Origin of the sequence: Novosphingobium sp. SG707 (genome assembly GCF_012275515.1) — a bacterium.
Taxonomy (GTDB): domain Bacteria; phylum Pseudomonadota; class Alphaproteobacteria; order Sphingomonadales; family Sphingomonadaceae; genus Novosphingobium.
This window is the reverse complement of record NZ_JAAZQL010000002.1, coordinates 349,411-372,105: the sequence shown is the minus strand read 5'-3', so window position 1 is coordinate 372,105 and position 22,695 is coordinate 349,411. Positions and strand designations below refer to the sequence as shown.

27 protein-coding genes are annotated in these 22,695 nt (G+C 63.3%); 12 read left to right on the top strand and 15 right to left on the bottom strand.

Features of this window, described 5'->3' with window-relative positions; translation table 11 throughout:
- The first annotated feature begins 30 nt into the window (after nt 1–30).
- A complete protein-coding gene (locus tag FHW92_RS06485; RefSeq protein WP_168602443.1) occupies nt 31–1,218 on the top strand; it encodes a GGDEF domain-containing protein in 1,188 nt (395 codons plus the stop codon).
- Between the two features lie 81 nt (nt 1,219–1,299).
- On the opposite strand, the gene pnp is transcribed toward FHW92_RS06485, so the two are convergent.
- From pnp to rbfA, 6 genes are all read right to left on the bottom strand, one after another.
- Complete coding sequence (gene pnp, locus FHW92_RS06480; protein ID WP_168602442.1) at nt 1,300–3,606, bottom strand: polyribonucleotide nucleotidyltransferase; 2,307 nt, start codon at nt 3,604–3,606, stop codon at nt 1,300–1,302.
- 280 nt (nt 3,607–3,886) lie between these two features.
- Nucleotides 3,887–4,156, bottom strand: a complete 270-nt coding sequence (gene rpsO / locus FHW92_RS06475) for a 30S ribosomal protein S15 (RefSeq protein ID WP_168602441.1) — start codon at nt 4,154–4,156, stop codon at nt 3,887–3,889.
- 5 nt (nt 4,157–4,161) lie between these two features.
- Nucleotides 4,162–5,079, bottom strand: coding sequence for a tRNA pseudouridine(55) synthase TruB (gene truB / locus FHW92_RS06470; protein WP_168602440.1), 918 nt, complete (start codon nt 5,077–5,079; stop codon nt 4,162–4,164).
- Between the two features lie 4 nt (nt 5,080–5,083).
- Nucleotides 5,084–5,758, bottom strand: a complete 675-nt coding sequence (locus FHW92_RS06465; protein ID WP_168602869.1) for a site-2 protease family protein — start codon at nt 5,756–5,758, stop codon at nt 5,084–5,086.
- A 5-nt stretch (nt 5,759–5,763) separates the two neighbouring features.
- On the bottom strand, nt 5,764–6,345 hold the full coding sequence (locus FHW92_RS06460) for a thymidine kinase (protein ID WP_168602439.1): 582 nt from the start codon (nt 6,343–6,345) through the stop codon (nt 5,764–5,766).
- Nucleotides 6,346–6,354: 9 nt separating this feature from the next.
- Nucleotides 6,355–6,777 carry a 30S ribosome-binding factor RbfA gene (rbfA, locus tag FHW92_RS06455; RefSeq protein ID WP_168602438.1) on the bottom strand — a complete coding sequence of 141 codons (423 nt, stop codon included), beginning with the start codon at nt 6,775–6,777 and terminating at the stop codon, nt 6,355–6,357.
- Between the two features lie 151 nt (nt 6,778–6,928).
- Between rbfA and FHW92_RS06450 the strand changes: the two genes are divergently transcribed.
- Entirely contained in the window at nt 6,929–7,294 is a 366-nt protein-coding gene (locus FHW92_RS06450) for an RcnB family protein (protein ID WP_168602437.1), read from the top strand.
- Between the two features lie 190 nt (nt 7,295–7,484).
- On the top strand, nt 7,485–7,841 hold the full coding sequence (locus tag FHW92_RS06445) for an RcnB family protein (RefSeq protein ID WP_168602436.1): 357 nt from the start codon (nt 7,485–7,487) through the stop codon (nt 7,839–7,841).
- A 182-nt stretch (nt 7,842–8,023) separates the two neighbouring features.
- On the opposite strand, the gene infB is transcribed toward FHW92_RS06445, so the two are convergent.
- From infB to pspF, 6 genes are all read right to left on the bottom strand, one after another.
- Complete coding sequence (gene infB, locus FHW92_RS06440) at nt 8,024–10,636, bottom strand: translation initiation factor IF-2 (RefSeq protein ID WP_168602435.1); 2,613 nt, start codon at nt 10,634–10,636, stop codon at nt 8,024–8,026.
- A gap of 22 nt (nt 10,637–10,658) precedes the next feature.
- Nucleotides 10,659–11,411 (bottom strand): DUF448 domain-containing protein, encoded by a 753-nt coding sequence (locus FHW92_RS06435; RefSeq protein WP_168602434.1) that lies wholly within the window; start codon nt 11,409–11,411, stop codon nt 10,659–10,661.
- Entirely contained in the window at nt 11,392–13,044 is a 1,653-nt protein-coding gene (gene nusA / locus FHW92_RS06430; protein ID WP_168602433.1) for a transcription termination factor NusA, read from the bottom strand. Before nusA ends, FHW92_RS06435 begins: the two co-directional genes overlap by 20 nt.
- 2 nt (nt 13,045–13,046) lie before the next feature.
- On the bottom strand, nt 13,047–13,619 hold the full coding sequence (rimP, locus tag FHW92_RS06425; RefSeq protein WP_168602432.1) for a ribosome maturation protein RimP: 573 nt from the start codon (nt 13,617–13,619) through the stop codon (nt 13,047–13,049).
- 142 nt (nt 13,620–13,761) lie between these two features.
- A complete protein-coding gene (locus FHW92_RS06420; protein ID WP_168602431.1) occupies nt 13,762–14,532 on the bottom strand; it encodes an AAA family ATPase in 771 nt (256 codons plus the stop codon).
- 51 nt (nt 14,533–14,583) lie between these two features.
- Entirely contained in the window at nt 14,584–15,609 is a 1,026-nt protein-coding gene (gene pspF, locus FHW92_RS06415; protein ID WP_168602430.1) for a phage shock protein operon transcriptional activator, read from the bottom strand.
- A gap of 375 nt (nt 15,610–15,984) precedes the next feature.
- Between pspF and pspA the strand changes: the two genes are divergently transcribed.
- The 9 genes from pspA to FHW92_RS06370 are packed head-to-tail and all read left to right on the top strand — an operon-like array spanning nt 15,985 to nt 19,362.
- A complete protein-coding gene (gene pspA / locus FHW92_RS06410; RefSeq protein ID WP_292692892.1) occupies nt 15,985–16,698 on the top strand; it encodes a phage shock protein PspA in 714 nt (237 codons plus the stop codon).
- Between the two features lie 3 nt (nt 16,699–16,701).
- The gene (gene pspB / locus FHW92_RS06405) at nt 16,702–17,019 is read left to right on the top strand and encodes an envelope stress response membrane protein PspB (RefSeq protein WP_168602429.1); all 318 of its coding nucleotides are present in this window, start codon (nt 16,702–16,704) and stop codon (nt 17,017–17,019) included.
- The gene (gene pspC / locus FHW92_RS06400; protein WP_168602428.1) at nt 17,016–17,393 is read left to right on the top strand and encodes an envelope stress response membrane protein PspC; all 378 of its coding nucleotides are present in this window, start codon (nt 17,016–17,018) and stop codon (nt 17,391–17,393) included. Before pspB ends, pspC begins: the two co-directional genes overlap by 4 nt.
- 26 nt (nt 17,394–17,419) lie before the next feature.
- Nucleotides 17,420–17,710 (top strand): hypothetical protein, encoded by a 291-nt coding sequence (locus FHW92_RS06395; protein ID WP_168602427.1) that lies wholly within the window; start codon nt 17,420–17,422, stop codon nt 17,708–17,710.
- 21 nt (nt 17,711–17,731) lie between these two features.
- Nucleotides 17,732–18,025: a hypothetical protein gene (locus tag FHW92_RS06390; RefSeq protein ID WP_168602426.1), complete on the top strand. Its 294-nt coding sequence runs from the start codon at nt 17,732–17,734 to the stop codon at nt 18,023–18,025.
- A gap of 27 nt (nt 18,026–18,052) precedes the next feature.
- A complete protein-coding gene (locus FHW92_RS06385; RefSeq protein WP_168602155.1) occupies nt 18,053–18,307 on the top strand; it encodes a hypothetical protein in 255 nt (84 codons plus the stop codon).
- A 30-nt stretch (nt 18,308–18,337) separates the two neighbouring features.
- Nucleotides 18,338–18,571, top strand: a complete 234-nt coding sequence (locus FHW92_RS06380; RefSeq protein WP_168602425.1) for a hypothetical protein — start codon at nt 18,338–18,340, stop codon at nt 18,569–18,571.
- A 25-nt stretch (nt 18,572–18,596) separates the two neighbouring features.
- Nucleotides 18,597–19,004: a SufE family protein gene (locus FHW92_RS06375; protein WP_168602424.1), complete on the top strand. Its 408-nt coding sequence runs from the start codon at nt 18,597–18,599 to the stop codon at nt 19,002–19,004.
- A 7-nt stretch (nt 19,005–19,011) separates the two neighbouring features.
- Nucleotides 19,012–19,362, top strand: coding sequence for a YbaN family protein (locus tag FHW92_RS06370; RefSeq protein WP_168602423.1), 351 nt, complete (start codon nt 19,012–19,014; stop codon nt 19,360–19,362).
- Nucleotides 19,363–19,627: 265 nt separating this feature from the next.
- Here the strand turns inward: FHW92_RS06370 and FHW92_RS06365 are convergent, their stop codons facing one another.
- From FHW92_RS06365 to tpiA, 3 genes are all read right to left on the bottom strand, one after another.
- Entirely contained in the window at nt 19,628–21,259 is a 1,632-nt protein-coding gene (locus FHW92_RS06365) for a CTP synthase (protein WP_168602422.1), read from the bottom strand.
- Between the two features lie 180 nt (nt 21,260–21,439).
- Nucleotides 21,440–21,781: a preprotein translocase subunit SecG gene (secG, locus tag FHW92_RS06360; protein WP_168602421.1), complete on the bottom strand. Its 342-nt coding sequence runs from the start codon at nt 21,779–21,781 to the stop codon at nt 21,440–21,442.
- Between the two features lie 118 nt (nt 21,782–21,899).
- The gene (gene tpiA, locus FHW92_RS06355) at nt 21,900–22,652 is read right to left on the bottom strand and encodes a triose-phosphate isomerase (protein WP_168602420.1); all 753 of its coding nucleotides are present in this window, start codon (nt 22,650–22,652) and stop codon (nt 21,900–21,902) included.
- Nucleotides 22,653–22,695 lie beyond the last annotated feature (43 nt).

Below are 22,695 nucleotides of genomic sequence, written 5' to 3'. Positions count from 1 at the left end.
CTTTCCATAGGCCTGGGCTAGAATGCGCCGATGACCTCGCATGATCCGAATCTTTCGCGGCGCCCGTCCAAAGGGCTGCTTGGCTGGCTGAGGGGCGCCGGGCGCGAAGAGGATATGCCGCAGGAGGATGAGGCCCGCGATACGTCGGTCGTGCTGGATCCGCGCCGTCTGGCCCGCAGCCAGTTGCTGACAGATATTGCCGATTTTCTTCTGGCCCATGATCTGGAAATCAACCCGATCACGCTGGGCGTGGCCCATAATTACCTGACCGGCGGCGACGGTTCGATAACGCGCAGCATCGATCAACGCATCCAGTCACGCCAGGCCCTGACGCTGGAATGGATCGAACTGATCCTGCGCGAGAATGGCGGGGACCAGAGCGAGTTTCTTAACCGGCTGATGAACCGGCTGGAATCAAACATCGAGGCGTTTGACCGCACCAGCACCGCCGCAAAAACGGCGGCCAGCGAATATGGCGATGCCCTTTCGGCCCATGTCGACGGGCTGGAGGAAATGAAGCCCGCCAGTGCGCCCGCCGATACGGGAGAACTCGTGCAGGAACTGGTTTCCATCGCACGCACCATGCTTGAGCGCACCGCCAGTCTGGAAAAGGATATGGCGCGCTCCATGCTGGAAACGCGCGCCCTGCGCCGCAGCCTCGAACAGGCCCGCCGCAGCGCCGAGGAAGACCACCTGACCGGCCTGCCCAACCGGCGCGCCTTTGAGCATCGCTTTGCCAGCGAATTTGCCAGCGCGCGCGATGCGGGCGACCAACTGGCGGTGGCCTTTTGCGATATCGACAATTTCAAGCGCATCAATGACGAGCATGGCCATGAGGCGGGCGACCGGGTGCTGCGCAATGTCGCCTCGGCGTTGACGCGGATTTCCGATGACCGCTGCCATGTCGCCCGCCATGGAGGCGAGGAATTCGTCGTCCTGCTACGCGGGCGTTCGCTGCATCAGGCATGGGAATTGCTCGACGATGCCCGCGCCGCGCTGGCCGAGCGGCGGATGGTCAACCGCGCCACCGATATGCCCATCGGCAAGGTCACCTTTTCGGCCGGGATTGCCGATGTGTTTTCCTTTGCCGATTCGCGCGCCGCGCTGCGGGCCGCCGACCGCGCCCTGTATCGCGCCAAGGCCGAGGGCCGCAACCGCGTGATCGTCGCCGAACCGACGCCGGAGGAACGGGCGCGCAGCAAACCCGCCGGCAAATAGAAAGGCCCGCCTCCATCGCTGGAGGCGGGCCTTTTCCTTGATCCCAAGGGAGAGCGCGAAACGCCCTCCCCTATTTTTGGATCAGTCTTCCGACTTCAGGAAAGCCGGCATGTGATCGGGGTTGCCACCCTCTTCACGGTCACGACGGGGACCACGGTCACGGCCACCATCGCGGCCGCCTTCACGGCGCGGCCCACGGTCGCGGTCGCCGCCGCGCGGACGGCGATCGCCGCCGCGGTCGCCACGATCAGCGCGCGGTTCGCGCGGTTCGCGGGGCGGACGAGTGTCTTCCAGCTCGGCGCCGGTTTCCTGATCGACGACGCGCATCGAGAGGCGGACCTTGCCACGGTTGTCGATTTCGAGAACCTTGACGAAGACTTCCTGGCCTTCCTTCACCACATCGGTCGGCTTTTCCACGCGCTCGTTCTTCATTTCCGACACGTGGACGAGACCGTCCTTGCCGCCCATGAAGTTCACGAAAGCGCCGAAATCGACGATGTTGACGACCTTGCCCTTGTAGATCTTGCCGACTTCGGCCTCTTCCACAATGCCCAGGATCCAGGCCTTGGCGGCCTCGATCTGCCCCAGATCGCTCGACGAGATCTTGATCACGCCTTCATCGTCAATGTCGACCTTGGCGCCGGTGGTGGCCACGATCTCGCGGATCACCTTGCCGCCCGTGCCGATGACGTCACGGATCTTCGACTTGTCGATGCTGATGGTTTCGATGCGCGGAGCGTGTGCCGACAGTTCGGTACGAGCTTCGCCCAGCGCCTTGAGCATTTCGCCCAGGATATGCGCGCGGCCTTCCTTGGCCTGAGCCAGAGCCTGCGCCATGATTTCCTGCGTGATGCCCGCGACCTTGATGTCCATCTGCATCGTGGTGATGCCTTCGGAGGTGCCGGCCACCTTGAAGTCCATGTCGCCCAGGTGATCTTCATCACCCAGAATGTCGGACAGCACGGTGAAATCGTCGCCTTCAAGGATCAGGCCCATCGCGATGCCCGAAACCGGGCGCGCCAGCGGCACACCGGCGTCCATCATCGAGAGCGAACCGCCGCAGACGGTGGCCATCGAGGAGGAACCGTTCGACTCGGTGATGTCCGAGAGAACGCGGATCGTGTAGGGGAAGTCTTCCTTCGACGGCAGCACCGGGTGCAGCGCGCGCCATGCCAGCTTGCCATGGCCCACTTCGCGGCGACCTGGGGCGCCAAAGCGGCCCACTTCACCCACCGAATAAGGGGGGAAGTTGTAGTGCAGCATGAAGTTCTGATACGACAGGCCATCAAGGCCGTCGATCATCTGCTCGGCGTCCTTGGTGCCCAGCGTGGTGGTGCAGATCGACTGCGTTTCACCGCGCGTGAACAGCGCCGAGCCATGGGTGCGGGGCAGGAAGCCGACCATCGATTCGATCGGGCGGATCTGCGTGGTGGTGCGCCCGTCGATACGCTTGCCGTCCTTGAGGATGGCGGTGCGAACGATTTCGGCTTCCAGCTTCTTGGTCACCTTGATGGCGACCATCTGGGTCTGGGGCGTTTCATCGGCGAAAGCGGCCTTGGCCTTGGCGCGCACTTCATTGAGCGCGTTGGAGCGGGCCGACTTGTCGGTCAGCTTGTAGGCAGCAGCGATGTCCTTGCCGACCAGCTTCTTGAGCTTGGCCTTCATGTCGGCAGTGTTGTCCGACAGGTCGACTTCCCAAGGCTCCTTGGCTGCCTTTTCGGCCAGTTCGATGATCGCATTGACGACCTTGCGGCTTTCGGCGTGGGCAAACATCACGGCGCCCAGCATTTCTTCCTCGGACAGCTCCTTGGCTTCCGATTCGACCATCATCACGGCATTGCCGGTGGCCGCAACAACGAGGTCGAGACGGCCTTCGGCCACCTGCGCCATCGACGGGTTGAGCTGGTATTCGCCATCCTTGAAGCCCACGCGCGCAGCGCCGATGGGGCCCATGAAAGGCACGCCCGAAATGGTCAGCGCGGCCGAGGCGGCGATCATCGCGACGATATCGGGTTCGGTTTCGCCGTCATAGCTCATCACCTGAGCGATAACGTTGATTTCGTTATAGAAACCTTCGGGGAACAGCGGGCGGACCGGACGGTCGATCAGACGGGAAACCAGCGTTTCCTTTTCCGTCGCACCGCGCTCGCGCTTGAAGAAACCACCGGGAATACGGCCTGCAGCCGAAAACTTTTCCTGATAGTGGACGGTCAGCGGGAAGAAGTCCTGGCCTTCCTTCACCGACTTGGCGGCGGTCACGGCGCAGAGCACCACGGTTTCGCCATAGGTGGCCAGAACAGCGCCGTCAGCCTGACGGGCGATACGGCCGGTTTCGAGGGTGAGGGTCTTTCCGCCCCACTCCAGCGATACGGTCTTAACGTCGAACATTTCTTATCCTTCAGCCCACATGGCCCTATTGCCATGCAGGGTTTGCTGCCGGGATAGCCGTCCCGGTGCGGTGCAGGGCTTTTGATCATGCCCCAAGGCCCCCGCCGAATTGCGGGAAAAGCCCCAAAATCAGTCATGCTCCCGATATGCAAACCGCCCCGAAGCGGGGCGTGTTCAACAAATCGGGCGCTGTATAGCGGAAAAGGCGGCGCCGATCCATCGGCAACCGCCTTTGCCTAAAAACGAAACGCCCCGGTTGGGGCGCTTCGACAAACCTGGCTTACTTACGCAGGCCCAGCTTGGCGATGAGAGCGTTGTAACGCGCCACATCCTTCTTCTTCAGATAGGCCAGCAGCGTGCGACGCTTGTTGACCAGCTGAAGCAGACCGCGACGCGAGTGGTTGTCCTTCGCGTGGGTCTTGAAGTGTTCGGTGAGGTTGACAATGCGCGTGGTCAGGATCGCAACCTGCACTTCGGGCGAACCGGTGTCGCCGGCGTGCTGGGCGTTGTCAGCGATCAGTTCCTGCTTCTTTTCAGCGGTAATCGTCATAATCTCTACTCCGCGACATCCGAAAGGTTGAACCCACGCTCGACCTTGGCCGAGCCCCCTTCGAGCCTCATCAACGCGACGGGCACATCGCCCAGCCGCGCCAGATAAAGCCCATCGGGATAGGGCTGCCCGAAAAGAACGCGGCCCTGACGGACCGCCCCTGCCTGTTCGGGCGAGAGGGATAGAGCCGGGATGTCGACCAGCCCTGCCTCAAGCGGCAGAAGTTTAGTTCCAAGCGGCGCCCCCTGACCGATTTCGTTCAAGGAGTCCAGCGAAATCGCGTGATCCAGCGTAAACGGCCCCGCCGAGAGCCGCCGCAGCATCGTTACCGACCCGCGCGTGCCCAGGGCCAGCGCGATGTCGCGCGCCAGGCTGCGGATATATGTGCCCTTCGACACATGGGCGCGCAGGGTCGCCCAGTCCTCGCCGGCGTCGATCAGGTCGAGCGCATGGATCGTGACCGCGCGCGTGGGCATATCCACCGCCTCGCCCCGCCGCGCGCGGTCATAGGCGCGCACCCCGTCGATCATCAGCGCCGAATAGGCGGGCGGCACCTGCTCGATCGGCCCGGTGAAGGACGGCAGAACCGCCGCAATTTCCGCCGCGATGGGGCGCACATCGCTGGTGGCCACAACCTTGCCCTCAAGATCGAGCGTCTCGGTCTCCTCGCCGAACTTCACCGTGAAATCATAGGTCTTGGACGCATCCAGCATCCGCCCCGTCAATTTCGTCGCCTCGCCCAGCGCGATGGGCAATATCCCGCTGGCCAGCGGGTCCAGCGTGCCGCCATGGCCCACCTTGATCCCGCCCTTCAGCTTCATGTTATAACCCGCCGCGCGCAGGTTGCGCTTGACCGCGCTGACGGCCTGCGTGCTGCCCAGCTCCAGCGGTTTGTCCAGAATGATCCAGCCGTGGACGCTCATCGCCCTATTCTCCCATCACCAGACGCGCGAGCGTGAGGACCTGTCGATAGGCCCAGTCAAACGGCGGCCCCACCCAACGGTCCACCAGATCGAAACCCGGCACCAGTTGCGGCAAAACCACCAGCAGAACCAGCACCAGCGCAAAGCCCAGACGGCGAAAGCGCGCATAAAACACCGCCGCCTTTTGGGGCAAAAGCCCCTCCACAATATGCGAACCGTCAAAGGGAGGGATCGGCAGCAGGTTGAACAGCGCCAGAAACAGATTGATCTGGATAAAGGTCAGCAGCATCTCGGCCGCTACCTGCACGCCCATCGCCTGCGGCAGATGCGCCATCGCGCCCAGCAGCAGCGCGCCCAGCACCGCCATCACGATGTTCGAAACCGGCCCCGCCGCCGCCACGATCATCATGCCCACGCGCGGATTGCGCAGCCGCCATTTGTTGACCGGGACCGGTTTGGCCCAACCGAACACCGGCAATTTGGCCAGAGCGAGCATCCCCGGCAGCAGGATCGTGCCTACCAAATCAACATGGCGCAGCGGATTGAGGCTCAGCCTTTTGGCCTCGTCGGCCGTAGGATCGCCCAATGCGCGCGCCGCCAGCCCATGCGCCACCTCGTGAAACACGATGGCGACCACCAAAGGCACGATCAGCCCGGCAAAGCGCAGGACGGGCAGCATATCCATCAGCCCGCGCGCCGCGCCTGCGTGAAATGCCGCCTGCAAAGCGCCACATAGCGGTCATTCCCGCCGATCTCGGTCTGCGCACCCTCGATCACCGCATGGCCCGCCGCGTCCACGCGCAGGTTCATCGTCGCCTTGCGCCCGCAATGGCAAACCGCCTTCAATTCCACCAAAGCATCGGCAATGCCCAGCAAGGCCGCCGATCCGGGAAACAATTCACCCTGAAAATCGGTGCGCAGACCATAGCACAGCACCGGAATTCCGCCCTCGTCGGCAATGCGCGCGGCTTGCCACACCTGATCGGCGGAAAGGAACTGCGCCTCGTCGATCAGCACGCAGGAAAGCGGCGTTTCGCCATGCGCGGCCATCACCGCGCCGTGAATATCCGTCTGTGCGCCAAACCGATGCGCATCCGCCGCCAGCCCGATCCGGCTCTCGATCGCATGATCGCCCCCGCGATGGTCCAGAGCCGCCGTCCAAAGCATCGTGGCCATGCCGCGTTCGCGATAGTTGAAATCGGCCTGGAGCAGCGTGGTCGATTTGCCCGCATTCATGCTGGCATAGTAGAAATAGAGCTTGGCCATCGGGCGGGCTTACTCGCCGTCCCCCTGCTCATCCCCATGCTCACCGATATCGCGCCGCACGCGCGGATCGGCCAGCAGCGCGTCGATCCGGCTCGCCTCGTCAAAGCTTTCATCGGGCAGAAACTTGATCTTGGCCGCATATTTCAGCTTCAGCTTGCCCGCGACCTCTTTCTGGAAAAAGGCGATGTTCGTGCGCAGGGCCTTGAGCACGATCTCCTCATCCTGGCCCAGAAGGGGTTTCACAAAGACCGTGGCATGGCGCAGATCCGGGCTCATGCGGACCTCGGTGACGCTGACCGAATGGGCGGTCAGCACGTCGTCATGCACCATCTGGCGCGTCAACAGGTCGGAAATCACATGCCGCACCTGCTCGCCCACCTTGAGCAGGCGGACCGAGCGGTTCTCGGGGGTGGAAGTTTGGTGGCGTGCCATAATGTCTCGTCAATTCTGTCGCCGGATCGTCCCGGCCTGTCGTAAATTTGCTTTGCTCACGGAACGCATCGCTTGGCAATGACTTCTGTGCTCCGAGCGGTATTGAAATCGGAGCTCAGCCGTCGATTTCAACGCCTTCAAGGAGGAATGAATGCGTAAAATTATCGGACTGGCGCTTTGCGCGCTGATTCTTGCCCCCACGGTTGCCTCGGCCGACCCCGATCATGGGCGCGGCGGGCGGGGGCATTGGGACCATGGCCGCCACGGCGGTCGCGGCCCCCAATGGCACGGCGGCCACGGCTGGGCGCCCCAGCCCGGTTGGCGCCAGTTCCGTCGCGGCGAACGCTTCTATGCCGAACGCGCCCCCAACTATGTCATCATCAACGATTACCGCCGCTGGCACCGCCTGCGCCCGCCCCCGCGCGGCTATCGCTGGGTGCGCAGCGGCGATGACGCCCTGCTGATCGGCATCACCAGCGGCATCGTCGCCAGCGTTATCGTGGGCGCCATGCGCTGATCGTCACGCCTGCCTCATCCAATGCGGCCCGCCTTGCATGGTCAAGGCGGGCCTTTTCGTTTGTGTCATCTTCGGTCGGCCATGCGACAATTTAACACAAGAATGACCGGCACCGTTCAGGTTCCCGCGCATTAGGCTCTTGTAAGAAAGGGACATTGAAGAGTTCAACTCTTCCTGAAGGAGAAGCAATATGAAGACCCTCATCGCGCTGGTGCTGGCCGCAGCCCTGCTGGCCCCCTCGGCGCCCGCTCTGGCGCAGCCGGGCAGGCATGACGGCCCGGGCGACCATCGCGGCCCCGACAACCGGGGCGGCCACGACTATCGCGGCCCGCAAGGTCACGGCCCCTCCGCCTTTGTCCAGTTCCGCAAGGGCGAGCGTTTCGACCGCCGCCGTGCGCCCAATTATGCCGTGGTCGACTATCACCGCTATCGCCGCCTTGGCCCGCCCCCGCGCGGCTATCAATGGGTGCGCAGCGGCAATGACGCCGTGCTGGTGGCCATCACCACCGGCATCGTGGCCAGGGTGATCGTCGGCGCCATCCGTTAAGCCTCTCAGGGCGGTGCCTTGCGCATCGCCCGACCCTGAACCCGCTTTGGCCCGATAATGGAAACATGGCAGGGGCCGTTCCCCCTTGCCCCCTTTCCCACCGGCCGGGCGGGCCTCAGACACGGAAAAGGGCGGCCTCCCCATCGGGAAGCCGCCCTTTTCTTCGTCGATCCGTTAATGGATCAGAGCGTGCGCTCGCGCATCTCGACTTCGAAGACTTCGAGCATATCGCCCGCCTTCACATCGTTGGTCGCCTCGAGCACCACGCCGCATTCCAAACCGGCGCGAACCTCGGCCACATCGTCCTTGAACCGGCGCAGCGAGGCCACGGTGGTCTTGGAGACGATGACGTCGTTGCGGGTAAGACGGGTGTGGAGACCCTTCTTGATATAGCCCTCGACGACCAGCAGACCGGCGGCCTTGTTGTGCTTGCCCGCCGGGAACACTTCCTTGACCTCGGCGCGGCCCACCACGGTTTCGATCCGCTCCGGACCCCAGACGCCCGCCATTTCCTTGGCGATGTCATCGGTCAGGTGATAGATCACGTCAAAATACTTCATCCGCACCTTGAAGCGTTCGATGATCTCGCGCGCCTTGGCATTGGGACGGACGTTGAACCCCACGATCGGCGCACCCGAAGCCGCCGCCAGATTGACGTCGCTTTCGGTGATCGCACCCACGCCGCTGGCCAGAACCTTGAGCTTGATCTCGTCATTCGACAGGCGGTTGAGCGCATTGACGATGGCTTCGACCGAACCCTGCACGTCCGCCTTCACCAGAATCGGATATTCGATCACCGACTGCTTGGCGGCCAGAGCCGAGAACATGTTTTCAAGGCTGGAAGGCGCCGAAGTCGTGCGCTTGGCGGTGGCCTGCTCCTGACGGAAGGCCGCCACTTCGCGGGCACGCGCTTCGCTTTCCACCACGGTCAGCGTATCGCCCGCCATCGGGACGCCGCCAAGGCCCAGAACCTCAACCGGCAGCGAGGGCGGAGCCTGCTTCACCTGACGGCCCTTGTCGTCCAGCATGGCGCGCACGCGGCCTGACTGGGTGCCGACCACGAAGATGTCGCCGACCTTGAGCGTGCCGCGGTTGATAAGCACGGTGGCCAGCGGCCCCTTGCCCTTGTCGAGCTTGGCCTCGATCACGGTGGCTTCGGCCGCGCGATCGGGGTTCGCCTTCAGTTCCATCAGTTCGGCCTGCAGCAGGATCTTGTCGATCAGGTCCTGAAGGCCCGCGCCGGTCTTGGCCGAAACTTCCACGTCCTGAACGTCACCCGACATCTGCTCGACGATGATTTCATGTTCGAGCAGGCGTTCGCGGATCTTCTGCGGGTTGAATTCGGGCTTGTCGCTCTTGGTGATCGCCACGATCATCGGCACGCCGGCCGCCTTGGTGTGGTTGATCGCCTCGATCGTCTGCGGCATCAGCCCGTCATCACCGGCCACCACCAGAATGACGATGTCGGTGACATTGGCACCGCGCATACGCATTTCGGTGAAAGCCTCGTGGCCCGGCGTATCGAGGAACGTCACCAGATCGCCGCCCTTGGTCTTGATCTGATAGGCGCCGATATGCTGCGTGATGCCGCCCGCTTCGCCGCGCACCACGTCCGTACCGCGCAGCGCGTCGAGCAGCGAGGTCTTGCCATGGTCAACGTGGCCCATGATCGCCACGACCGGCGGCCGGGTCTTGAGCGTTTCATCGGCGTCCACGTCAACGGTCGTGTCGATATCGACATCGCTTTCCGAAACGCGCTGGATGTTGTGGCCGAATTCCTCGACCAGCAACTCCGCCGTGTCCTGATCGATGGTGTGGTTGAGCGTCACCACCATGCCCATCTTGAACAGCGACTTGACCAGATCCGCGGCCTTTTCGGCCATACGGTTGGCCAGTTCCTGCACCGTGATCGCCTCGGGCACGATCACATCGCGCACCTGCTTTTCACGCTGCTGATACTGACCGCCAAAGTGGGCGCGGCGTTCCTTTTCGCGGGCGCGCTTGAGAGCGGCCAGCGAACGGGCGCGGGCGCCCTCGTCCTCGTTCAGCGCGCGGTTGACGGTCAGCTTGCCGCCACGACGCTCATCGGCGGCCTTGCGGTCGCGGCTGGGTGCGGGCTTCTTGGCAGCAGGCGCGGCAGCCTCGGGGCGACGCGGCGCGGGCGCAGGCGACTGCACCGGGGTAAAGCGGCGCGGCGCAGGGGCAGCGGGCTTTTCTTCCACCGGCGCGGCCTTCGGAGCCTCAACCTGAACCGGAGCGGCCGGAGCGGGCGCAGGCGCAGCCTCGACCACCGGGGCCGAGGCAGGAGCTTCCTCAACCTTGGGCGCTTCCTCAACCACCGGCGCGGGCGCAGCGGCAGCTTCGGCTGCGCGGCGATTTTCCTCGGCGCGGCGGCGCTCTTCCTCGATCTGGCGGGCCTTTTCTTCCTGCTCACGGCGCGTTGCCGCTTCGCTGGCGGCCAAGCGGGCCTCTTCTGCTTCACGCAGCAGGCGGGCCTGCATTTCCTGACGCGTTTCGCGGCTTGCGGCCACGGGCGCAGGGCGCACAGGCGGCAGCGGCGGGCGCACCGGCTGGGCCACGGGCGCGGGCGCAGGGGCGGGAGCGGCCGCAGGCGCTTCAGCGCCCTGCCCGCCCTCACCCGGCTTGCCCGGGATCACCTTGCGGCGTTTTACTTCAACCACCACCTTGTTGGTGCGGCCGTGGCTGAAGGTCTGCTTGACTTCGCCCGCTTCCACCGAGCGCTTCAGCCCCAGCGGCTTGCGGCCCAGTGTCGGTTTGTCATTGCTATCGGTCATCGGTTCAAACAGCCCTTCAGTCTCAATTCGTCTCAGCCGGCGACTCGCAGTCGTCAGCGTCATCATGATGTGCGTCCGGTTCGGCGGCATCGCCACCAAAGCCTTGATTATCTTTGGCAAGATAGTGATTCAGGCGCGCGAGCAAAGGGGCCAGCCTTTCGGCCGATGCCCGGTCGGTCAACGCCAGATGCACGACATTGTCCCGGCCCAATGCCACAGACAGGGTCGCCCGGTCCAGTGGCAAGGTATCACCCTTTTCACCGCTGCCCTCGGTTTCCCTTCCCACGCGCCAGGCCTGGTCCAGCTTGCGATTGCCATCGTCGCCGGCATCCGCCGCATGGGCCAGCCATACGACCCGCCCCGTGCGCGCATTTTCAGCGATGCGGTCGGAACCAACCAACAAGCGCCCGCTGCGCATTTCCAGACCCAGCCGGTCGGTAAAGGCGCGCGTCAAAGCGGCCTCAATCCTTTCGGGCAGGTCATCGGGAATGGCAATCTTCGCGCCCTTGTAGGCCCGCGCCAGAGCGCTCTTCAGACGCCCCTTGGCCATGGCCTGCACCAGTTCATCCTTGCGCACACCGATCCACGCCCCGCGCCCCGGCGCCTTGGCCAGGGCATCGGGCGCGACAAAGGCGACCCCATCAGGCCCGTCGGGCGAAATCGCCAGACGGATCAGCGCATCGCGCGGGGCCACCTCGCCGGAAAGGATGCATTTCCTTTCCGGCCCGGCGTCAGCAATGTCGGAGCTTACGCGCTCATTGCGAGGAATCCGCATCGGCGGCTCCCCCGTCTACTTCCGGCACACCAGCTTCCGGTTCATCGGCGAACCAGTGGGCGCGGGCGGCCATGATGATCTCATTGCCCTGTTCTTCGCTCAGGCCATATTCGCCCAGAACGCCGCCACGGCTGACTTCCTCGCGCTTTTCATCACGCTTGTCGTCGCGCTTTTCATTGCGGCGGCGCTGGTCATTGGCGCGCTTCTTGGCGATCAGCTCGTCGGTGGCCAGATCGGCCAGATCGTCGAGCGTCTTGATCCCCGCCTTGCCCAGCGTCACCAACATGGTTTCGTTGAGATGCGGCAGTTCGGCCAGCGCATCCTCGACGCCCAGCGCGCGGCGCTCCTGACGGGCGGCCTCTTCGCGGCGGTCGAGCGCTTCCTGTGCGCGGTTCTGGAGCTCTTCGGCCAGCTCTTCGTCAAAGCCTTCGATCTGCGCCAGTTCGGCGATTTCGATATAGGCTACTTCTTCCAGCTCGCTGAAGCCTTCGGCCACCAGCAATTGCGAGAGGGTTTCATCGACATCCAGCTCTTCCTCGAACAGCTTGGACTTTTCGGCGAATTCCTTCTGGCGCTTTTCGCTCGCCTCGGCCTCGGTCATGATGTCGATCTGACGGCCGGTGAGCTGGCTAGCCAGACGCACGTTCTGACCACGGCGACCGATGGCCAGCGACAGCTGATCGTCGGGAACCACGACCTCGATACGGCCTTCTTCCTCGTCAATCACCACGCGCGACACGGTCGCGGGCTGAAGCGCGTTCACCACGAAAGTGGCGGTGTCTTCGCTCCAGGGGATGATGTCGATCTTTTCGCCCTGCATTTCCTGCACGACGGCCTGCACGCGGCTGCCCTTCATGCCGACGCAGGCGCCGACCGGGTCGATGCTGGAATCGCGGCTGATCACGCCGATCTTGGCGCGCGAACCCGGATCGCGGGCGGCGGCCTTGATCTCGATGATATTGTCGTAGATTTCAGGCACTTCCTGAGCGAACAGGCGCTTCATGAAATCGGGATGCGCGCGGCTCAGGAAAATCTGCGGGCCGCGGTTCTGACGCTCGACCTTGAGGATCAGCGCACGGACGCGCTCGCCCACGCGGGCGGTTTCACGCGGGATCTGCTGATCGCGGCGGATCACGCCTTCGGCGCGGCCAAGGTTGACGATCACATGGCCGAATTCGACCGACTTGATGACGCCCGTGACGATTTCGCCCGCGCGGTCCTTGAACTCGGCATACTGACGGTCGCGCTCGGCATCGCGCACCTTCTGGAAGATGACCTGCTTGGCGCTCTGCGCGTCAATGCGGCCCAGATCCACCGGGGGCAGCGGATCGACGATGAAGTCGCCGATCTTGGCGTCCTTCTGCAGCTTTTCCGCCGCCTTCAGGTCAACCTGCTTGAAGTAGTCATCAACATGCTCAACCACTTCCACCACGCGCCACAGGCGCAGATCGCCGGTGCGCGGGTCCAGCTTGGCGCGAATGTCGTTTTCGGCGCCATAGCGGTTGCGGGCCGACTTCTGAATGGCCTCTTCCATCGCCTCGATAACGATCGCCTTGTCGATCATCTTCTCGGTGGCAACGGCTGTCGCAATCGCGAGCAGTTCGGCGCGGTTGGCGGAAATCGCACTGGCCATAATCAGTCTTCCTGCGTTTCGGTTTCTTCGTCGATCTCGTCGAAATCTTCATCGAGATCAATGGGTTTTGTTGCGGCCAGCAAGCGATCGGTCAACACCAGCTTGGCGGAATGAATATCGGCAAAGGGGAAAGTAACGCGGCCCGACTTCTTGTCGTCCAGCGCGATCACCTCGCCCTCGACCGAGAGAAGATTGCCCACAATGCTCTTGCGGTTGCCATCGACGGGCACGGTCAGATTGACCTTGGCCTCATGGCCGATCCACGCCGTGAAATCCTTGAGCCGGGTCAGCGGACGGTCGATGCCGGGCGAGCTGACCTCAAGGCGATAGGCCTCCTCGATCAGCGTCTCGCCCGCTTCTTCCAGCGCGTCGATCTTGTCCGAAATGCGGTGCGAGAGCGCGACGCAATCACCGATCACCAATTGCCCGGTTTCGGGGCGCTCGGCCATGATCTGAAGCGTATGCTCCTCATCGCCCACGTCCGACTTGCCAAACAGAATCACGCGCACAAGATCCAAGCCCAAAGCCTTCACCTCTGGTTCGACAATCTCGGTAATACGCGCGATATTGGCCATGTAAGTTCCTGTATTGAACGACAGAATAGCAAGCAGTTTCGCGCCGGCCCCTTCCGGCGCCAGCCCCGCTTTGCTTCACAATGTCGGGATTGATCGGGCCATTACGCCTGTTTGGAACGGAATGCAAGGGGGTGGTCGGCAATTACTCCTTCACCCACCCCTCATCCGTCGCCTGCGTCAGCCAGACCCCGCTGCCCAGCATCAGCTCCACCCGCGCCAGGACATTTTCCACCGCCGGCATGGCCGCGCTTTTGCCCGCAAATTCGGCCAGAGGCGCCTGTTTTTGCCCCATCTGCTCGATCACGCTGGCATGGGGGATTGCGGGCCAGTCGGGGTGCTGGGCCAGAATGTCGCGGTGCATCGCCTTGCGCCGGTCCACCATCGAGAGAACCGGCAGAATGCCCGGCGCCTTGCCGCCGCGCTCGGCCTCCAGATGCTCCTTCACCTGCTCCAAAGTCCGCATCGCCAGCGGCGCAGGCAGCAAAGGCACCACCAGCAGATCGGCGGCGCGGAAAATCTGATCCGAAATCCCGCCCAGACCCGGCGGGCAATCCACCACAATCCGGTCATAATCGGGCGAGAGACTCTCCAGCAATTTCTTCAACCGCTTGGGCTTGTCATCGGCCAGATCGCTTTCCAGATGGCGCAGCGACAGGTCCGCCGCGATCAGGTCCAGTTCGGGCCAGTTGGTCGGCACGATCGCATCGGCGGGATCGGCATCGCGAGCAAAGATCTTCTTCGCCTTGGCCGCTGCGCCCGACTGCCCCAGCAGGAAAGCCACCGCCCCCTGCGCATCAATATCCCAGATCAGCGTCCTTTTGCCCGACACCGCAAAGCCATGCGCCAGATTGACCGCCAGCGAGGATTTTCCCACCCCGCCCTTCATGCTGTAAACCGCGATCACCTTGCCCATGCGCGCGCCTTTCTCAACTTTGCGCGCAACTTAGCCCTCGCCGCCCCCAAGTCAAAGCAGATGATGTTTCCGCATTGTGTGGCGCAACTGGTCATAGGTCAGGCCCAGCGCCTTGGCGGTCTGGCGCTGATTATAGCGGTGGCGGGCAAGGGCGGCTTCGACAATGGCCTTTTCATGCGCATCAACCGCCCCGCGCAGATCCGACACCCCGGCCAGATCGCCCGCCATCACAGGCGCGGGCGCGGCCTCATGATCGGCGGCGCGCAGCGATTGGGTCGGCTTCCATGGCGAATCGAAGGGATCAAAGGTGATTTCGGCAATCGGCATTTCCGGACTGTCGCTGCGATAGACCGCCCGCTCGATCACATTGCGAAGCTCGCGCACATTGCCCGGCCAGTGGTATTTTTCCAACGCCGCCGCCGCCGCCCCGCTGAACCCCGGCCAGCGGTCCCAACCCATCTCGCTGGCCATGCGCCGCCCGAAATATTCGGCCAGCACCGAAATGTCGCCCTCGCGAGCGCGCAGCGGCGGTAGGGTGATAACCTCAAAGCTCAAACGGTCGAGCAAGTCGGCGCGAAAACGCCCCTCGCGCGCCATGCGGGGCAGATCCTCATTGGTGGCCGCCACGATACGCACATCCACGCGCAAAGGCCGAGAGGCCCCGATCCGCGTCACCTCGCCATATTCCACCGCGCGCAGCAGGCGCTCCTGCGCGCCCATGCTCAGCGTGCCCAGTTCATCGAGGAACAGTGTACCGCGATCCGCCTCTTCAAAGCGTCCCGTCCGCGCCCGCGTCGCCCCCGTAAAGGCCCCAGCCTCATGCCCGAACAATTCCGCCTCGATCAGCGTTTCAGGCATGGCCGCGCAATTGAGCGTCACCAATGGCTCATCCCAGCGCGAGGACAGGCGATGCAGGCGCTCGGCAATCAGCTCTTTGCCCGTCCCCCGCTCGCCGATCACCAGCACCGGGCGGCGCAGCGGGGCAGCGCGACTGGCGCGCTCGACCGCATCGAGGAAAGCGCCCGACTGGCCGATAAATTGCACATCGCGCGGAGCATGGTGGGGAGATAGCGCCATGAATTGCCTATCCTTGGTGAAATTTCCCGAAGTTTGGCAAAACCCACAAATCCCGTCAAGCGGCGGCGCAGCGCAAAACCCCCAATTTTCGCGCCATCCGCAAATTGGCACGGGCTTTGCGTTATATCCGGCATGACCAAACTTTCGCCTCTCGAACCCATCCCTCATGCCGAAACCCCCGGCATGGCGGGCGCATCGCCGACACACTCGATGCGCATTCCCATGGGTGTGGCGAAAGTCGGGCCGGAGGGGCCATTCGCCCGTCCGTCGGGCGATGATCGCGCAACGCCCCTGCGTGATCGCCACACTCCCCCTCCGGCCCGGTTTTTTTCGCTTCAGGATTTCTCGCGCGGCCACAACAGGCTAGAACGGGAAATCGAGAAACTGCAATCCAATCCACCTTCGGGAGCAAGCCGCATGGGCATTTTCAGCCGCACCCGCGACATTATCGCCGCCAATTTCTCCGATCTTCTGGAAAAGGCCGAGGATCCTTCCAAGATGATCCGCATGATCATCCTCGAAATGGAGGAAACGCTGGTCGAAGTGCGCGCGTCGGCCGCCCGCACCATCGCCGATCAAAAGGAGATGCGCCGCCATATCGCCAAGCTCGACCGGCTGCAGGCCGACTGGGGCGAAAAGGCGCAACTGGCCCTGTCCAAGGGCCGCGAGGATCTGGCCCGCGCCGCATTGGTGGAAAAGCGCAAGGCATCGGACATGGCCGACCAGCTGCAATCCGAAGTCTCGGTGCTGGACGATTCGCTGCGCGCCTTTGAGGCCGACATCGAAAAGCTCCAGACCCGCCTGCGCGAAGCCCGCAGCCGCCAGACCGCGATTGCCGCCCGTCTGGAAAGCGCGGAGAACCGCGTGAAACTGCGCACGCTGCTGGCCAGCGAGCGGGTGGATGAGGCGATGGCCCGCTTTGATGCGCTGGAACGCCGCGTCGATTATGCCGAAGGCCGCGCCGATGCGCTGGGTCTGGCCGACAATGCCAAGCCCAGCCTTGCCGACGAAATCGCCGCCCTCGCCTCGGGCGACAAGGTGGACGAGGAGCTTGAGGCTATGAAGCGCGCCTTGAAGAAGGAGGGCTAAGCCATGGATATCGTGCCTTTGGTGGCCATTTGCGCGCTTTTCATCGGCCTGCCGTGGATCATCCTGCATTATGTCACCAAATGGAAAACTTCCGCCACGCTGACATCGGATGACGAAGCGCTGCTGGAGGAGCTTTACCAACTGGCGCGGCGGCTGGATGAACGGATGGAAACGGTCGAGCGCCTCGTCGCCTCCGATCACCCCGATTTCCGCCCCGCCGCCCAAATGCCCAACCGCGAAATCGACAACCAACCGCTGCGCGAAATCGCCAAAGACATTGACCGCTTGCGCGCCCGCTCTTCCGACAGGAGCTTTCGATGAACCCGATCCACACCCGTTTTTACCGTGACAAGGCCAATGGCAAGTTCATGGGCGTTTGCGCCGGGATTGCCGATTATACCGGAATTGACGTGCTCTGGGTGCGGATCGCCACGCTGGTCCTGCTCTCGATGAGCGGGGGCACCGCCTGGGTGATCTATTTCGGCATCGGCTTTCTGGCACCCGACAAGCCCCGCGCGCTCTATACCGATCGCGAGGAGCAGCGTTTCTGGCAGGGTGTGCGCCAGTCGCCGGGCCGCACCACCCGCGAGGTCCGCGCCAAGTTCCGCGATCTGGACCGCCGTCTGGCTGCGGTGGAGGACTACTATGTCTCCTCCAACCCGCGCCTGTCCGAAGAAATCGAAAAGCTGCGCTGAAAGCACAGCATTTAGGGGGAAATTCCATGTCCGCTGGCACTATTGGCGCTCTGATCCCGATTGTCGCTTTGTCGATCCCGATCGTGGCGATCTGGACCAAGCACAAGACGCGCATCGCCGAAATGCAGATCCGCGCCACCGCCGACGATACCGCCGAACGCGCCGCGCAATATGTCACCAAAACGCGCGAGCTAGAGGAACGGGTCCGCGTGCTGGAGCGCATCGTTACCGACAAGGGCTATGACGTTGCCGCGCAAATCGAGGCCCTGCGCGATACAAAAGCGGTCGAAGATTACCGCCGCGACCCTCTGAACTGATCTCTCGCCGGAGCCAGTGCCATGAACTTCTGGGAAGCCATTGTTCTCATTGTCATCGTCACCTCGGTCGCCAAAGTGTTTCAGGCGGGCCTCTACAGCCGGTCGGGCCGCGCACGCCGCGTAACCATCGATGACAAGGGCAAGCAGACCATCATCGAACACGCCGACCGCGATGCCGAAACCGAAATCCAGAACCAGCGCCTGAAAAGCGAGGTCGCGGAATTGCGCGAACGCATCAAGGTGCTCGAACGCATCGCCACCGAGGACCGCAAGGCCCGCGATCTGGCCGATGAAATTGAATCGCTCCGTCGATAAGAGGGGCCGATAAAAGGGTTTGAAGCCATGTTGCATGATTTCATTCATAGCCTTGCCCCCCTGATGTGGACCGGCATCATCCTGACCGCCATCGTCCTGCGCCACCGCCGCAAGATGGCCGCGATGTCCTATGGCGAGGCACGCCCCGCCGCCCAAGATGCCGAGGTCGAGGCCCTGCGCGAGCGCATCCGCGTACTGGAACGCATCGCCACTTCCTCCTCGCTGGAGGGGCGCAGCGCGGATCGGCTCTCGGCCGAAATCGAAGCCCTGCGTGATCATTAAACCTGTGATCGTTAAACCGGAGGATTTCCCATGGACAGCCTGACCCTGCCCGAACTGGTCTCCGCCCTGACCGCCATCGCCATGCTCAGCATCGCCCTGCTGCGCGGATGGTCGGGATGGCTGACGCTCAAGCATCGCGAACTGGATCTGGTGAGCAAGGCCGATCAGCCCGCCCAGCCTTCGGCCACCCATCGCATCGAGATCGCAGACCTGAAAGAACGCATCCGCAAGCTGGAAGCGATCGCCGCCGGGGTTGATTTATAAGCCCCTTGGGCGCTATCGCATCCCCATGCGCAGCCTTTCCGATATTGCCGAGGAATATGAATTCCTCGAAGCCGACGAACGTTACCGCCTGTTGATCGAACTGGGCCGCGAGCTGGACCCCATGCCCGACGCGCTGAAAACCGACGCCACGCTGGTGCGCGGATGTTCGGCCAGCGTCTGGGTCTATCCGGTGGAACAGGGCGACCGGCTGCAATTCCTGGCCGATTCGAACGCGGCGATCACCAAGGGCATCATCGCGCTGGTTCTCTCGGCGGTGCAGGGCAAGCCCGCCGAGGAAGTGGCCGCGATGGACATTGCCGAGGCGCTCGCTCCGTTTGATCTGAAAAACCAGCTTTCCAGCAATCGGACGCAGGGCGTACCCAACATGATCGCGCTGATCAAGGATCACGCATCACGGCTCGCAGCGGGCTGAACCGGGAATGCGCCGCCACCTCTATCAAGCGGGCGGCCTGTTCTTTGTCGGCCTTGGCATTGTGGGGGCGTTTCTGCCGCTCTTGCCCACGGTGCCCTTCCTGCTGCTGGCGCTGTTCTGTTTTGCCCGCTCCAACCCCGCGTGGGAGCAGCGTCTGCTCGATCATCCCACCTATGGCCCGCCCCTGCGCCAATGGCGCGAGCGGCGGGCGATCCCGCGCCGGGCGAAGAAAGCCGCGCTGATCGCTATGGCGGTGTCGGTGGGGATTACCGCGTTTACGGCGGGGTGGCCGTGGGTGTTGATTCCCGCTGGGGTGATGGTTCTGTCGGGGACTTGGATCTGGACAAGAGCGGAATAGAAGGATGAATGCGAGGGTCTAGACCCTCGCGCTCCCGTTACTGTCTTCGTGGTGCCAAGGGTTCGGCGTTGTGTGTCGGACGCACCGTTCAAAATTAAAGCCTGCGGCGCCAATGATATGCGCCGCAGGCTTTAATCATAATAACACAAGGCTTCAAACCACCCCCATTAACGGGATTGCAAAGGGCGATCTTTGTTAGTCGCATTTTTCAAGAAAAATGCTCCGCGCCCTTTGCCCGCCGGAGGCACCCTTAAACCTTGAACCCTTAAACCAACCGCGCCTGACGCAACGCCGCGCCGATAAACCCGGCAAACAGCGGATGCGGCTCGAACGGACGGCTCTTGAGTTCGGGGTGGAACTGCACGCCCACGAACCACGGATGGTCCGGCCGCTCGACGATTTCGGGCAACAGGCCGTCGGGCGACATACCCGAGAACACCAGCCCGCCCTGCTCCAGCGCCTCGCGGTAATGCGAGTTCACTTCGTAACGGTGGCGATGGCGCTCGCTGATGGTCTCGCTGCCATAGATCGCCGCGACATGGCTATTGCCCGCCAGCTTGGCTTCATAGGCGCCAAGGCGCATCGTGCCGCCCAGATCGGTTTCGGCGGTGCGCTGTTGCAGCCCCTCTTCGCTCATCCATTCGGTGATGATGCCGACGACCGGTTCCTTGGTTTCGCCAAATTCGGTCGAGGAAGCGTCCGCGATCCCCGCCGTGTTGCGCGCACCTTCGATGCAGGCCATCTGCATGCCGAGGCAGATGCCGAAGAAGGGCACCTTGCGTTCGCGGGCAAAACGGACCGCCGAGATCTTGCCCTCGGTGCCGCGCTCGCCAAAGCCGCCGGGCACAAGGATGCCGTGCAGCGGTTCGAGCGTCGAGACGATCTCTTCCTCGTCCTTTTCAAAGATTTCGGCGTCGATCCACTTGATGTTGACCTTGACCTTGTTGGCAATGCCGCCATGCACCAGAGCTTCGTTCAGTGACTTATACGCATCCTGAAGCACGACATATTTGCCCACCACACCGATGGTCACTTCGCCCTCGGGGGCGGCATAGGTCTTGGTCAGCGCCTGCCACTGGTCGAGCTTTGGCTCGGGCGCGGTCAGGCCAAAGTGGTGCAGCACCGCATTGTCCAGCCCTTCGGCGTGATATTGAAGCGGCACGGCATAGATATTGGGCGCGTCGAGCGCCGGGATCACAGCTTCCTTGCGCACGTTGCAGAAGAGCGCAATCTTGCTGCGCTCATTCTCGGGCAATTCCTGCTCGCAGCGGCACAGCAGCACGTCGGGCTGGATGCCATACGAAGTCAGCTCGCGCACCGAGTGCTGAGTCGGCTTGGTCTTGAGCTCACCCGCCGCCGCGATGTAGGGCACCAGCGTGACATGGGCAAAGCAGGTCTGCTCGCGGCCCAGTTCGTTGCGAAGCTGACGGATCGCCTCGATGAAGGGCAGGCCCTCGATGTCGCCCACCGTGCCGCCGATTTCGCACAGCACGAAATCCAGATCCTCGGTGTCGGCCTGCGCGAAATCCTTGATCGCATCGGTCACATGCGGGATCACCTGCACCGTTGCGCCCAGATAGTCGCCGCGGCGTTCCTTGGCGATGATCGTCTGATAGATGCGGCCCGAGGTGATATTGTCGCTCTTGCGCGCCGAAACGCCGGTAAAGCGTTCATAATGCCCCAGATCGAGGTCCGTCTCTGCACCATCGTCGGTCACATAGACTTCGCCATGCTGATACGGGCTCATGGTGCCGGGGTCGACGTTGAGATAGGGGTCGAATTTGCGGATGCGGACCTTGAAGCCGCGTGCCTGCAACAAGGCGGCCAGTGAAGCCGCCATAAGACCCTTGCCCAGCGAGGAGACCACGCCGCCGGTGATGAAAATATACCGCGCCATGGGGATTGCGCCTTACCTTTTTTGAACCATCAATCCAAGCGCGCAATGCGCGCCAACGAGCAAGCAATCCACAGTCCTGTTCATGGACGCGCCAAAAACGCGCCGCAGACGGCGGAATGCCCAAACGCCAGACCACCCCACCGCGACTGCGGCAGGGTGGGCTGGCACAAATACACCAGATTACTTCTTGGCCGCGCCGGCCAGCGGATCGGCAGGAAGCGGAGCCGCAGGTGCGGCAGGCGCCGCAGCCGGGGCCGAGACGCTGCGGTCGAGCGAGGTGTCAACCTTCTGGCTCGACGCGCTGGCCACGGCCAAAGCCGCCAGAACAATCGACAGACCAACGAAAATCGCAGCCAAAACGCCCGTGCTGCGCGTCAGAAAGTCCGCCGCGCCGCGCGCCGACATGAATCCCGAAGGGCTGCCGCCAACGCCCAGACCGCCGCCTTCCGACTTCTGAATCAGGATCACCACGACCAGCATGGCCGCGACAATGGCCTGAAGCACAATAAGGAAGATGAACATGAAGCGCGACTCTCGACATGGCAGCCAGCAAAGGCCACCGCATGAATGGAATGGCGCGCATCTAGGCGCGCGAGCGCGTAGTTGCAAGGGGGTGCTTCCCCCCTGCAACAATACAGTATCAACCTTCGATGAGCATCGCGGCGGCATTGATGATCGCGGCAAAGCTCTCCGCCGTCAGGCTGGCCCCGCCGACCAGCGCGCCGCCGACATCGGCCACGCCCAGCAATTCCGAGGCATTGCCCGCATTGACCGAGCCGCCGTAAAGGATCCGCACGCCCTTGCCCGCATCGCCATAGATCGACACCAGATCGGCGCGGATCGCACGGTGCATGGCGGCCACATCCTCCACCGAAGGCACGCGGCCCGTGCCGATGGCCCAGACCGGCTCATAGGCCACGGCCAGACCCTCGGCGCTCTCCTTGGGCAGCGAGCCGTGAAGCTGGCCCGAAACCACCGCTTCGGCCTGCCCGGCGTCGCGCTCGGCCTCGGTTTCGCCCACGCACAGGATCACGCCAAGGCCCGCCGCGCGCGCGGCAAGCGCCTTGGCCTGCACATCGGCATTGCTCTCGCCATGCAGGCTGCGACGCTCGCTGTGGCCCACGATGGTGAAGCGCGCACCGGCATCTTCAAGCATGGGCGCAGAAATGTCGCCGGTATAGGCGCCGCTGGGCTTGGCATGGACGTCCTGACCGCCCACGGCCATCGCCTGGGCTTCCTCGGCCATCGCATGGACCAGCGTGAAGGGCGGGGCGATGCCCACATCCACCGCCGGATGGCGGGCCGCCACGCGGTCGATCGCGCGCGCCTCGGCCAGCGTGGCGCGCAGGCCGTTCATCTTCCAGTTGCCGACGATATAGGGCCGCAAAGCCATGATCCCTTTGTCCTTCCTAAATCGCGGGGAGCCAGGCTGTGGC